Genomic DNA, 13,420 nt, shown 5'->3' on the forward strand with positions numbered 1-13,420 from the left:
TTTTATCGTAAAACTTACTCAATATCTAACAATTCTACTTCGAACACCAAGGTCGCATCCGGACCAATCACCGGGCCGCTGCCATTTGCGCCATAGGCGAGGTTGGATGGGATTGTCAGCTCAAACTTGCTGCCTACATTCATCAATTGCAAGCCTTCTACCCAGCCTGCGATCACGCCAGTCACCGGGAAAACAATCGGTTCACCGCGGTCATAAGAACTATCAAACACCGTGCCGTCGATCAGCGTGCCTCTGTAATGCACTTTGACGCGGTCGCTGGTGGTTGGTTTTGCGCCACTACCAGTCACCAATGATTTATATTGCAGACCACTGGCCGTCGTTGTCACGCCTTCTTTTTTTGCGTTGTCTGCCAGATAGGCTTCGCCCTCGGCCTTGTTTTTCGCATGCGCAGCCATTTGCCTTGCCTGGCTCTCTTGTTGTACCTGCTCGACTGCGCTTCTTTTTTCGTCATCAGTTAAGCGGGACGCCTGACCGGACATGACATCTTTCACTGCGAGTGCGACCACTTCTGCGTCCAGTTCGAGGCCATCATTTTTAAGTTGATGTGCCAGGTTTTCACCGACGATATAGCTTAAGCGTTGGGTGAGTGAGTCTAATTGAGTTGCCATGATGTGTTCTTTCGTTATTTAAATAGCACGCGTGGATGCGTGTGTGAAACAGTGATTTAATCCATCATTATGACGGAGAGTCGTTGATAAAACAAAACCCGCTTTTGCGGGTTTTGTTTTAATGCTGCTTAGGGCATTTCAGCAAGTTAAAGCGATGAGTGCAAGGCGCGTATCCGCAGGCAGTACAATAAGTACGACAAGGATATGCAACGCAGCAATCACCGCTTTAGCGACGCTGAAATTACATCATGCCGCCCATGCCACCCATCCCGCCCATATCCGGTGCAGATGGTGCATCTTCTTTAGGCAGCTCAGCAACCATGCAGTCAGTCGTCAGCATCAAGCCAGCGACTGAAGCTGCATTTTGCAGTGCAGAACGTGTCACTTTGGTTGGATCCAATACGCCCATTTCAACCATGTCGCCATAGGTTTCGTTAGCCGCGTTGTAACCGTAGTTGCCTTTACCAGCAGCTACGTTGTTTACGACTACAGATGGTTCAACGCCAGCGTTTTGAGTGATTTGGCGCAATGGCTCTTCAACTGCACGCAGAACGATTTTGATACCAGCATCTTGATCCAGGTTGTCACCTTTCACTTTAGCAATCGCGTCACGGGCACGGATCAGTGCAACACCACCGCCAGCCACAATGCCTTCTTCAACGGCAGCGCGGGTTGCGTGTAATGCATCTTCCACGCGGGCTTTTTTCTCTTTCATTTCGATTTCAGTCGTTGCGCCAACCTTGATCACAGCCACACCGCCAGCCAGTTTGGCTACGCGCTCTTGCAGTTTTTCACGGTCGTAGTCGCTAGACGCTTCTTCGATTTGTGTTTTGATTTGGCCGATACGGGCTTTGATGGCTTCTTCGTTACCTGCGCCGTCGATGATGATGGTGTTTTCTTTACCCACTTCGATGCGTTTTGCCTGGCCCAGGTCATGCAATTGTACGGCTTCCAGTTTCAGGCCCACTTCTTCAGAGATCACAGTACCACCGGTCAAGATCGCGATGTCTTCCAGCATGGCTTTACGACGGTCACCGAAACCAGGCGCTTTAACAGCGGTCGTTTTCAGGATGCCGCGGATGTTGTTCACCACCAGGGTTGCCAATGCTTCGCCATCAACATCTTCAGCGATGATCAACAATGGACGGCCCGCTTTCGCTACTTGCTCCAATGTTGGCAACAGGTCACGGATGTTGGATACTTTTTTGTCGTGCAATAACACGAAAGGATTGTCCAGCAACGCGATTTGGCGCTCTGGATTGTTGATGAAGTATGGAGACAGGTAACCACGGTCAAACTGCATACCTTCAACCACATCCAGCTCGTTGGTCAGGCCTGAACCGTCTTCAACGGTAATCACGCCTTCTTTACCTACTTTGTCCATCGCGTCAGCAATGATCTGGCCAACGGAGGTGTCGGAGTTAGCAGAAATAGCACCTACTTGTGCGATTTCTTTGCTGGTTGTACATGGTTTTGATTGTGCTGCCAAATCTGCAACGGCTGCTTCAACCGCTTTGTCGATGCCGCGTTTCAGGTCCATTGGGTTCATACCGGCGGCAACAGATTTCATGCCTTCACGGATAATGGCTTGTGCCAATACAGTCGCAGTCGTTGTACCGTCACCAGCGATGTCATTGGTTTTAGAAGCAACTTCTTTCACCATTTGTGCGCCCATGTTTTCGAATTTGTCTTTCAATTCGATTTCTTTGGCCACAGACACACCGTCTTTAGTGATGGTAGGTGCGCCGAAAGAACGCTCCAACACCACGTTACGGCCTTTAGGGCCCAAAGTCACGCGTACTGCGTTAGCCAATACGTTGACACCATTTACCATTTTTTGGCGAACGTCATCACCAAATCTTACGTCTTTAGCTGCCATTTAAATTCTCCTAATTCAATATTAGATAAGGGTGGTTGTGAGTCAATTACTCAACAATCGCCATGATGTCTTCTTCGCGCATCACCAGCAGCTCTTCGCCATCGACTTTAACAGTCTGGCCGGAGTATTTGCCGAACAACACTTTGTCGCCGACTTTTACGTCCAAAGGAATTGCTTTGCCGTTGTCGTCTTTTTTACCATTGCCTACTGCCTGCACCACACCTTGATCTGGTTTTTCGGTAGCGCTGTCTGGAATCACAATGCCAGAAGCGGTTGTGCGCTCTTCAGCGGCGCGTTTAACGATCACTCGATCATGCAATGGACGAATACTCATGAATGTCTCCTTGGAGTTTTCTTAAAGTGTTATAAGGGTGAAATTAAAACGAATTTTTAATCAATGCGGTACGCATTTTAGCACTCACGTACCTTGATTGCTAATTGGGGATAGAGTTTTTTGATTTCAAGAGTAATCACGTAAATTTTTTACGGATTTGCAAGCTTTGCTCAATGTCGATGCGTTGATGGCAATTACACGTCAGTTTCTACACTTTTAAGAATGTGGCAGAAGTAGGTTTTCTATTGAGCACTTTGCAATTAAGTCTTATTCTCAATTATACTGATATGTCATTAATCAATATGACCGATGCCATGATTGCGCGAGTCGGTCAGAGGATGTAGTCACTTTTGAACTGCATAAACATCTATTCTGAATTTTCTTCGATTATGTGCATCCCTGGATCCTGCAAAGAAAATGAACTTGCCTCAAGGGCCTGAAGGTGAAATATGCGCATATTAGTGATTGAAGACAACAAAGATATTTTGGTCAATATCGTAGATTATTTTGCCAAAAACCATAAGGTTGATTGTGCCCAGGATGGGCTGACTGGATTGCACCTGGCTGTTACTCAGGAGTTCGATTTAATTATTCTTGATGTGATGCTGCCTGGTATCGACGGTATACAACTCACCAAACGTTTGCGCCAAGATGGTAATCGTATGACGCCGATTATCATGCTGACGGCGCGTGATACCTTGGATGACCGTCTCAAAGGCTTTGAATCCGGGGTGGATGATTACTTGGTCAAACCTTTTTCACTATCAGAGCTGGAAGCCAGGGCGCTTGCCATTTATAAAAGAGCAAATGGGCTGGTGCGTACCAAATTAGTCGTAGATGACCTCATTCTTGATCTTGAAACCCTGACCGTCAAACGGGCTGGTGTCACCCTGAAAATCCCTCCGCTTGGATTAAAGCTTTTAGAGCTTTTGATGCAGCATAGTCCGAACGCGGTAAAGCGTAGCTATTTAGAGGAGCATTTTTGGAGTGATGTTTCTACGCGTGGGGACAACCTGCGGGCGCATATCCATCAACTGCGCTCCGAAATCGATAAGCCATTTGATCACTCTTTGGTGCATACGATTCATGGGATTGGATACCGCATCGGTTTAACCAATGAGTAAAATTTCAATCAGATCACGTATTGTGATCGCATTTACCTTGATTGCCTTGTTTGTTGGTGGGGCCTTTACCCTGGGAATTCATAGCATTTTCGATTCAACAGAAGATAAGTTGATGTCGATTGCCATGGATACCAAGCTTAGACTGATTGTTACCAATTCATCTCACTCTAATGAAACCTTAAAAGAACTAGGTTTGCATCTATATTCATCGGAGTATCCGGATCCGGCCATCCCGAAATATCTGAGTAGTGTGCCGGATGGATTTAGCGAGATCAAAAAAAAGCCTGTCACCTACTTTGTCTATCGCCAAACGATCAATGGTCATGATTACATCCTGGTGCAAGACCAAAGCCTGTTTGAAAATGAGTTTGAATATAATGTGTTTTTTGCCTTGCGTTCAGGGTTCTTGTTCACTGTGCTAGTGGGTGGCTTGTTCGGATGGCTGTTAGCCCGTCAAATTCTTTCCCCCATCGTCAAACTGTCTCACGTTTTTTCTCAAAGAAAACAACAGCCATTAGGCGAGCGCATCATTGCCGAAGAGTTCTCTGATGATGAAATCGGCAGTCTTGCCCAGTCTTTTGAAGACGCGTATACCAAGATTAAAGATGCTTTATGGCGGGAACGCTTGTTTACCAGCGATGTTAGCCACGAGTTCCGCAGTGGCTTAATGATTATTTCGTCCAGTTGTGAGTTGCTATTGCAGCATCGCAGCAAGGAGGACGCTGATTATGAAATGATTGATAGAATTGCGCGTGCGAGTTCAGAAATGCAGCAATTACTGCAATCCCTGTTGATGATTGCGCGTGCTGAGCGTACGGTTGTGAATCCCAGCAGTACGCAAACGCTGGCGCAAATTAGCCAGGAGGCGTTTGATCGCTGGCAGCTTGATTTCTCAAAAAAGAAGATTGCATTTAGCCTGGTGAAGAAAGGCACATTGCCTGAGCAAAAGTTTAATGCAGATTTGTTGTTGGCCGTGTTGTCTAATCTGCTCAGAAATGCCTTGAATTATACGGAAAGCGGTAACGTAAGGATTGTCCTGAACGAGTCCTCAATCTCGGTGGTGGATACCGGGGTTGGCATCGACCTCGATCAGCAACATCAGGTATTAAAGCCTTTTGTGCGTGGCAGTGCGCTGCCACTGGATGGGTTGGGGCTGGGGTTATCCTTGATTCAACGCATTTGTGAGAACCAGGGTTGGCGTCTTAGCCTGCATTCAGAGCCAGGCCGTGGATCAACATTCACGATCAGCTTTTAGGATGTTCACAAAAAAATCACAAAATACCAACGGAAACTTCATTCCCAGTTAATTATTATTCAAGAAATGAGATTTATTCTCATTCTAATATAATGATTAAGGGAATATAAATGCATCACACACAATCTTTCCGCATGCGGCCGCTAGCCGCCATCGTTGGAATCCTATTTGCGAGCACGCAGCCAGTGTTAGCCGAAGAGGTACAAACACTGCCTGATGTCCATGTCTCAGGTGTTAAAGAGCAGCCAATCACCAATGGTTACGTCACCAAAAAGTCCAGCACATCGACTAAAACTGCAACCGATCTGATAGATATTCCACAGTCGATCACTGTTTTTAATAAACAGCAGATGAAAGATCAGGCTGTACAGAATCTTGGTGATATCGTTCGCTACACCCCAGGCGTGGGCGCTGCTCAGGGTGAGGGCAACCGCGAAACCTTTATCTTCCGCGGTCTCGCATCTACGGCGGATTTCTTTCAAGATGGCGTGAGAGACGATACACAATACTATCGTGATCTTTACAACATTGAGCGCGTAGAGGTTTTAAAAGGCCCTAACGGCATGATTTTTGGTCGTGGCGGTGCTGGTGGCCTGATTAACCGTGTCACTAAAGAGGCCAACTGGGATACCCTGCGAGAAATAGGGCTGCAATATGGTTCGTTTGATCAAGCACGTGGTACTGTTGATTTTAACCAGGCCATTAATGATGTGGCCGCCTTCCGACTCAATGCCATGTACGAAGATGGTAACAGCTATCGAGACGGTGTGAGTTTGGAGCGTAAGGCAATTAACCCAACGGTCACCATTAAACCGTCTGATAAGACCAAGATCGTTGTCGGCCTTGAGTATTTCAAAGACGATCGGATTGCAGATCGTGGGGTTGCTTCATTTGGCAATCGTCCAGTAGATACCAATCGCTCAACATTCTTTGGTAATGCAAAGCAAAGCCCGACCAACACAGAGTTGACATCTTTTAACGTGTCGTTCGAACACTTGTTTGATAACGGGGTGACTTTGAAGAACCGCACCCGTTATGCAAATTACAACAAGTTTTATCAGAACGTGTTTGCGAATGGCCCAGTCACAGCTGCAGGCCTGGTAAGAATCGATGCCTATAACAATGCGACAGATCGTCAGAACCTGATTAATCAAACCGACCTGATTTTTAATTGGGATACTGGTTTGATCAAACATGAGTCTGTCGTTGGCGTGGAGCTGGGGCGTCAACGTACGTCCAACTTCCGTGAAACGGGCTTCTTTAATAATGCCACGACTTCTGTGAATGTTCCGCTAAGTGATCCAACAACGAATGCACCGATTACCTGGCGCCAGAATGGTTCGGATGCAGATAACTATGTGCAAAATGATACTTACGCAGCATATTTCCAGGATCAGATGAAATTTAATGATCAGTGGTCTGCCATCGCCGGTTTGAGATATGACCGTTTCAACACCGACTTCACGAACTACAGATTGGCTGCCACGAATGCTAACCACAATATCAAGACGCGCGATGACTTGTTTTCTCCACGTGTAGGGTTGATTTACAAGCCAGTAGAAAATCTGTCGGTGTATAGCAGCTATACCATTAGCTATGTGCCGCGTGCTGGCGAGCAGTTGGCCAGTTTGACGGCTGTGAACAAATCATTCGATCCTGAAAAATATAACAATGTTGAAGTGGGTGTGAAGTGGGATTATTCACCGGCATTGTCGTTGACTGCTGCGGTATATAAACTGGAGCGTAACAAGATTGCAGTTGCAGATCCTGCCAACCCATCCACCAATCAAATTCTGGTCGATGGTCAACAGACCAAAGGGATCGAGCTGGGTATTAATGGTAAGTTGACTGACGCCTGGAGTGTTGCCGGTGGCTACGCATACCAGGATGCCGAGTTTACCAAGACGCAACCCAACGCCACTGCCGGCAATGTGATTCCTGCAGGTGCAGACGTTGCAATGGTGCCGCGTCACACCTTCTCGTTGTGGAACCGCTATGACTTCAATGAAGTTTGGGGCGCAGCATTGGGTGTCATCAGTCGTACAGAAATGTACGCAGCAGCGCCTACTGTTTCAACGAGCGTGAGATTGCCTGGGTATGTGCGTTTGGATGCGGCAGTGTTTGCGCAAGTAAATAAAGATTTGCGTGTGCAACTCAATATTGAGAACTTGCTGAACAAAGACTACTACCTCTATGCACACAATAACAACAATACAACGCCAGGCTCCCCATTGGCTGCCCGTTTGTCAGTGATTGCTAATTTCTAAGTAAAGCAAGCACACCTCCCCAAGTTCACGCTTGGGGAGGCAATCAGGGCATTCCTGTCTTGTGACAGGCACAGCGCTTTAACCTGCCATGATTGATCTGGTGCACTTATTTGGCCCTTCATCGGTAAGTATTTTCCACGCCCATCCCTCTTTGTAGTGGGGTGGGCGTCTTGTTTTTAGATATTCAGGCAGTGCCTCAGAATTTAACACGTCCCGCCCCAGGCTGATGGTCGTTATTGTTTGGCGACACCAGCAATCTTGGCCGAATTACGTCTTTTAGTTAAATGACAGGCAAAAAAGTGCATGGTCATCCCTAAAGAACTGGATCGTGCTGACGAAATTAAGACGAAGGTCTTTAACGCACATGCTCTGTAAATGAAATGCGATGAAACAGTCCGCATCAATACTGGCATCTGTGCTTTTTTGGAGTACAACTGTACTCTAAAAATTACGCGTTTCTGTATCTGGTTTCCTGGTGTTGCTTGCCTTAGGATGGCAATCAACGTCATTCCGCATTCATACACTGGCAATGGTTCATCTGTGCCAGTTCACCGTTAGAGACTATGTCGCAACCAAAAGCTTCCATTAAGCCCTATCACCACCCAGCCGCCGGTTGGGGGGCGTTAAAGCAAGTCGCTGCGCAACTGGCGCTGCAAAAGATTCCTGTGAAAGGCATCATGACTTTGCTAGCCCAAAACCAGCCGGATGGCTTTGATTGCCCGGGTTGCGCCTGGCCAGACAAAGAGCACACGTCTACTTTTGAGTTTTGCGAAAATGGGGTGAAAGCCGTCGCGGCAGAGGCGACCAATAAGCGTACGCCACCAGCGTTTTTTGCCAAACACACGGTGACCGAGCTGATGGGCTGGGGCGATTTTGAGCTGGAAAACGAAGGTCGTTTGACGCACCCGATGCGTTATAACGCCACCACAGACAAGTACGAAGAAACTTCCTGGGATGACGCTTTTGCATTGATTGCCTCACATTTGAATGCGCTGGCCGACCCGAATGAGGCAATTTTTTATACTTCTGGCCGTGCCGCCAATGAAGCAGCGTTTTTGTATCAGTTGTTTGTGCGCGAGTTCGGCACCAATAATTTCCCGGATTGCTCCAATCTTTGCCACGAATCTACCAGCATGGCGTTGCCGCCAACCGTGGGGATCGGCAAGGGGTCGGTGACTTTACATGATTTTGAGCATACCGACACCATCCTGATTTTTGGCCAGAATCCGGCCACCAACCATCCGCGCATGCTGGGTGAGTTGCGCGAAGCCGCCAAGCGTGGCGCACGTATTGTGGCGATTAACCCGCTGAAAGAGCGTGGCCTTGAGCGTTTTGCCGACCCACAAAGTCCGTTTGATATGCTGTCTTTCAAAGGCAGCAAAATCAGTGATTTGTTTATTCAGCCTAAATTGGGTGGTGACCTGGCACTGATTAAAGGCATGATCAAGTTCGTGATCCAGTGGGATGACGAAGCGATCAAGCATGGTGCCGAGCGTGTAGTCGACCTGGAATTTATCCAGCAGCATACCAATAACTTTGAAGCGATTGCCGCAGATGCACGCGAGGAGAGTTGGGATGTGATTGTGGAAGAATCTGGCGTGCCCTTGGCGCAGATTGAGGAAATCGCACGGATTTACGCCACAGGTGATCGAGTGATTGCTACCTGGGGCATGGGCATTACCCAGCACAAACATGGCGTCGCCACGATTAAAACGCTGGTAAACCTCATGTTGTTGCGTGGCAATATCGGCAAAGAGGGCGCGGGCTTGTGTCCGGTGCGCGGCCATAGCAATGTACAGGGTAACCGCACCGTGGGCATTTATGAAAAGATGCCAGTGGAGTTTCTTGAAAGCCTGGAGCGCGTGTTTGATATCAAGGTGCCGAAAACGCCAGGCTATGATGCCGTAGGCGCGATTCACGCCATGATAGACGGTAAAGGTAAAGTATTCTTTGGCCTGGGCGGTAATTTCTCAATTGCGACGCCAGATACAGACCGTACCTGGGAAGGCATGCGCAACTGCGATTTGACCGCGCATGTGACGACTAAACTTAACCGTAGCCATCTGGTGCATGGTAAGGAAGCACTGATCTTGCCATGCTTGGGTCGCACCGAGATCGACACGCAGGAAACTGGTGCACAGGGTGTGACGGTAGAAGACTCCATGAGCATGGTGCATATCTCTTACGGCATGAACAAGCCCGCTTCACCGCAGCTGCTGTCCGAGCCAGCCATCGTGGCGCGTCTGGCGCATGCCACGCTCAAGCGCAGCAAGACACCGTGGCTGGAATATATCAAGGATTACAGCAAAATCCGTGACGTGATCGAGCAGACCATGCCGGTGGCATTTAGAGATTACAACGAGCGCATCAAGCACCCGGGCGGTTTCCGTATGCCGGTGCCTTCCAGCGAACGACTCTGGAACACGCCTTCCGGCAAGGCTGAGTTCACGCTACAGGCGATTCCGCGTCATTCACCTATCCATCAGGCCCGTGAGCAATATGGCGACCAATTGTTTGTGCTGATGACCACGCGCTCGCATGACCAGTACAACACCACCATTTATGGCATGGATGACCGCTACCGTGGGGTATTTGGCCAGCGCCGCGTGATCTTTATGAACCCGGCAGATATTGCACGCATGGGCTTGCAGGCGGGTGACTGGATTAACCTGGTCAGCGTGTGGCAGGATGGTATCACCCGTCGGGCAGACAAGTTCCTGGTGGTGTCATACGATATTCCGCAAGGTTGCCTAAGCGGTTATTACCCGGAAACCAATAACCTGGTACCGCTGGAAAGTGTGGCCGATGATTCACGGACACCAACCTCCAAGTCTATTCCGGTGATTATCGAAAAAACCACTGCACCTGAGGTCGCCAATGCTGCTTGAGCATGATGTGAATCACGTATCGGCGCCGGACGATGTACTTTCCGATTGCATTCCGCTGGACAGAAGCACCGTGCTGATGTTGAGTATCCTGGAGTTGTTGCATGCAGAGCAGGCGCAAGGCCGCACACAAGTTTCACTGGCTGTGATTTGCAAGCGCCTAGACATTCGCATGAGCACCCTGCAACGTTTGATGACCGCATTAAGCGAGCAGGCGCTGGTGAATGTATTGACGCAAAAAGACCGCCTGGTGGCTAGCTTGACCAGCAGCGGCGAAGAAATTTCCCTTGCGTTGCAGGCTGCCTGAATCTTAATACTGCCGCTCAGCCGCCTGCTACAGGCCTGACGTATAATGGCAAGCATCACAACTTCTTTTCCCGCTTGGCTACCATGAAGCTTTATGTCTCGTTTGCCGCCCGCATACGCGCAATGATCGATGAAGGCGTACTGCGGCCAGGAGACAAGGTGTTCTCGGTGCGGCAAGCCAGCCAGAAATACGGGCTCAGTATTAGCACGGTGTTGCGTGCCTATTTGCAACTGGAGCAGGATGGCATTATCAGCAGCCATCCACAATCAGGTTACTACGTCACGCCGCGCAAGCGTCTGCAGCAAAAACAGGCGTCGCCTTTGGCGAAAGATCTCAATTTATCTGAGGTAGATGCCAGCAAGCTGGTCCTCACTACGCTTAAATCTATTCGCGAATTCGGTACCGTACCTTTGGGCTCGCCGTTCCCAGATCCGCAGTTATTTCCACTCAAACGTATCCACCAATATGAAAAAGCCCTCACTGATGACGAGGGTGAGTGGGGCGTGCTCAGCGATTTGCCGCCTGGCAACGAGATGTTGCGCCAGCAGATTGCCCGCCGTTACCTGGCTAATGGTATGGATGTATCGCCGGACGACATCGTGATTACGCATGGCGCGACTGAAGCCATTACCTTATGCCTGCAGGCCGTGGCCAAGGCGGGTGACACGATTGCGCTGGAATCGCCAGGCTATTATGCGCTGGCGCATACCGTCGAGCGGCTGGGCATGAAAGTGGCCGAAATTCGTACCGATGCAGCATCTGGTATCGATCTGGATGCCTTGCGTGCCGTGGCCGACAATGTGCGTCTTTCGGCGGTAATCCTCACCACCAATTTCCAGAATCCGCTGGGATTTGTGATGCCTGACGAGAAAAAACAGGCTTTAGTCGCATTTCTGGCGGAGCAGAATATTCCGTTGATTGAAGATGATGTGTATGGCGAGTTGTACTTCAGTGACGAGCCCCCTTTGCCGGCCAAAGCCTTTGATCGCGCGGGCATGGTGTTGCATTGTTCGTCATTTTCCAAATCGCTGGCGCCAGGTTATCGCGTGGGTTGGACGGCGGCTGGCCGTTATCGGCAGGAAGTAGAGCGCCTGATGTTCCTCAATAGCCTGTCACTGACATCGGCACCGCAGATCGCGATTGCCAAGTTTATGCAGCGCGACAGCTTTGAGCAGCACCTCAGGCAGTTACGCCATACACTGCGCTCTCAATATGTACTTATCCGCAATGTGATAGAGCAGAGCTTTCCGGCGGGCACGCAGTTGTCTGTGCCCAAAGGCGGTTATGTCATCTGGGTGAAATTGCCACCAGCACTGGATGCACTGGAGTTGTATCGTGCCGCGATCAACAATGGCATCACTGTGGCACCCGGGACGATTTTCTCCCGTAAGAAAGAGCTTACCCACTATATCCGTCTTAATTTTAGCCATTTATGGACATTGGCGATTGAGCAGGCCGTGCGCGATGTTGGCGCACTTGCGCGCGACATGCTGGCTGCGGAGAAGCCGGGCCCAGATAATATGCGGGGGAGTGAATAGCCTGTCGTGAGTGTTATCAAATTCAACCGCAAGCGTCGGAGTGTTTAGCGCTGGATGATGGTATATCGTTGAGGTCTCGAGTGGAGGCGGCAAGCATGGCAATTTCAAGCAGCATACAAGCACAGCAAACCCTGAGTGACCCACGTTGGCAGCAGGTCGTAGTACGCGACGCACAGGCAGATGGCAGCTTCTTTTATTCGGTTAAAACCACTGGTGTCTATTGTCGCCCATCTTGTGGCGCCAGGCAGGCACGTCCGGAAAATGTGGCATTTCACGCCACCATCGCTGCCGCTGAGGCTGCCGGGTTCAGGCCATGCAAACGCTGCAAGCCGAACCAGGCTGCGCTGGCAGATATTTATGCCGAAAAAATAGCGCTGGCCTGTCGCTTGATAGACGCGGCCGAGACCAGTCCCAGTTTAACGCAATTAGCTGAGCATGCCGGTTTAAGCCGGTTTCACTTTCATCGCGTATTTAAAGCCGTCACTGGCTTGACGCCCAAGGCCTATGTTGCAGCACACAAGGCGCAACGATTGCGCCAGCAGCTTGATGTCAACATGAAGGTGACCGATGCGATTTACGAAGCAGGCTATGGGTCAAGCAGCCGTTTTTATGAAGCCTCTAGCCAGGCACTGGGCATGCAGCCTACGCAATATGTGCAAGGTGGCAAGCAGGTACAAATCCATTTCGCTGTGGCGCAGTGTTCCCTGGGCGCGGTGCTAGTGGCCAGGAGTGCCAAAGGCGTGTGTGCAATCTCTATGGGCGATGACGCCGGGTTGTTGTTAAATGCGTTGCAAGATAGGTTTCCTGCTGCAGTCTTGATAGGTGGCGATGCGGATTTTGAGGCTATGATTGCCAGCGTACTGGCTTTTATCGAGTCACCCAAACTCGGGTTGAATTTGCCGCTGGATATTCAGGGAACGGTGTTTCAGCGGCGTGTCTGGCAGGCTTTACGCGAGATTCCCAGTGGGGAGACGGTGACCTATAGCATGCTTGCTGAGCGTATCGGTATGCCAAAAGCGGTACGGGCGGTGGCCAGTGCTTGCGCCGCGAATACGCTGGCTGTGGCGATTCCTTGTCATCGCGTCATTCGCCAGGACGGCTCGCTGTCTGGCTATCGTTGGGGCGTGGTGCGTAAACAGGCCCTGCTTACAAAAGAGGCTGCTGACTGAAAACTGTTTGGGTGAGCTGGAGGATGCTTTTTC

Annotated in this window: 10 protein-coding genes; 7 read left to right on the forward strand and 3 right to left on the reverse strand. The window is 49.7% G+C overall.

Features of this window, described 5'->3' with window-relative positions; all coding sequences use genetic code 11:
- Nucleotides 1-14 precede the first annotated feature (14 nt).
- The 3 genes from B3355_RS05555 to groES all read right to left on the reverse strand — a co-directional run bounded on the left by B3355_RS05555 (nt 15) and on the right by groES (nt 2,842).
- On the reverse strand, nt 15-629 hold the full coding sequence (locus B3355_RS05555) for an FKBP-type peptidyl-prolyl cis-trans isomerase (RefSeq protein ID WP_047514678.1): 615 nt from the start codon (nt 627-629) through the stop codon (nt 15-17).
- A 241-nt stretch (nt 630-870) separates the two neighbouring features.
- Nucleotides 871-2,508 carry a chaperonin GroEL gene (gene groL / locus B3355_RS05560; protein WP_019881495.1) on the reverse strand — a complete coding sequence of 546 codons (1,638 nt, stop codon included), beginning with the start codon at nt 2,506-2,508 and terminating at the stop codon, nt 871-873.
- A gap of 46 nt (nt 2,509-2,554) precedes the next feature.
- Nucleotides 2,555-2,842 carry a co-chaperone GroES gene (gene groES / locus B3355_RS05565; RefSeq protein WP_019881496.1) on the reverse strand — a complete coding sequence of 96 codons (288 nt, stop codon included), beginning with the start codon at nt 2,840-2,842 and terminating at the stop codon, nt 2,555-2,557.
- A gap of 449 nt (nt 2,843-3,291) precedes the next feature.
- On the opposite strand from groES, the gene B3355_RS05570 reads away from it, so the two are divergent.
- From B3355_RS05570 to ada, 7 genes are all read left to right on the forward strand, one after another.
- A complete protein-coding gene (locus B3355_RS05570; RefSeq protein ID WP_292781183.1) occupies nt 3,292-3,966 on the forward strand; it encodes a response regulator transcription factor in 675 nt (224 codons plus the stop codon).
- Nucleotides 3,959-5,221 carry a sensor histidine kinase gene (locus B3355_RS05575; protein WP_292781186.1) on the forward strand — a complete coding sequence of 421 codons (1,263 nt, stop codon included), beginning with the start codon at nt 3,959-3,961 and terminating at the stop codon, nt 5,219-5,221. The genes B3355_RS05570 and B3355_RS05575 overlap by 8 nt, the downstream gene beginning before the upstream one ends.
- Before the next feature lie 110 nt (nt 5,222-5,331).
- A complete protein-coding gene (locus tag B3355_RS05580) occupies nt 5,332-7,488 on the forward strand; it encodes a TonB-dependent receptor (protein ID WP_292781189.1) in 2,157 nt (718 codons plus the stop codon).
- Between the two features lie 563 nt (nt 7,489-8,051).
- Nucleotides 8,052-10,376, forward strand: a complete 2,325-nt coding sequence (locus tag B3355_RS05585) for an FdhF/YdeP family oxidoreductase (RefSeq protein WP_292781192.1) — start codon at nt 8,052-8,054, stop codon at nt 10,374-10,376.
- A 7-nt stretch (nt 10,377-10,383) separates the two neighbouring features.
- Nucleotides 10,384-10,680 (forward strand): hypothetical protein, encoded by a 297-nt coding sequence (locus B3355_RS05590; protein ID WP_292781194.1) that lies wholly within the window; start codon nt 10,384-10,386, stop codon nt 10,678-10,680.
- Nucleotides 10,681-10,763: 83 nt separating this feature from the next.
- Nucleotides 10,764-12,218, forward strand: coding sequence for a PLP-dependent aminotransferase family protein (locus B3355_RS05595; RefSeq protein ID WP_024929523.1), 1,455 nt, complete (start codon nt 10,764-10,766; stop codon nt 12,216-12,218).
- A 95-nt stretch (nt 12,219-12,313) separates the two neighbouring features.
- Nucleotides 12,314-13,387 carry a bifunctional DNA-binding transcriptional regulator/O6-methylguanine-DNA methyltransferase Ada gene (gene ada / locus B3355_RS05600; protein WP_292781218.1) on the forward strand — a complete coding sequence of 358 codons (1,074 nt, stop codon included), beginning with the start codon at nt 12,314-12,316 and terminating at the stop codon, nt 13,385-13,387.
- The last annotated feature ends 33 nt before the right edge of the window (nt 13,388-13,420 follow it).

Source organism: Methylophilus sp. UBA6697 (assembly GCF_002454655.1).
GTDB lineage: Bacteria > Pseudomonadota > Gammaproteobacteria > Burkholderiales > Methylophilaceae > Methylophilus.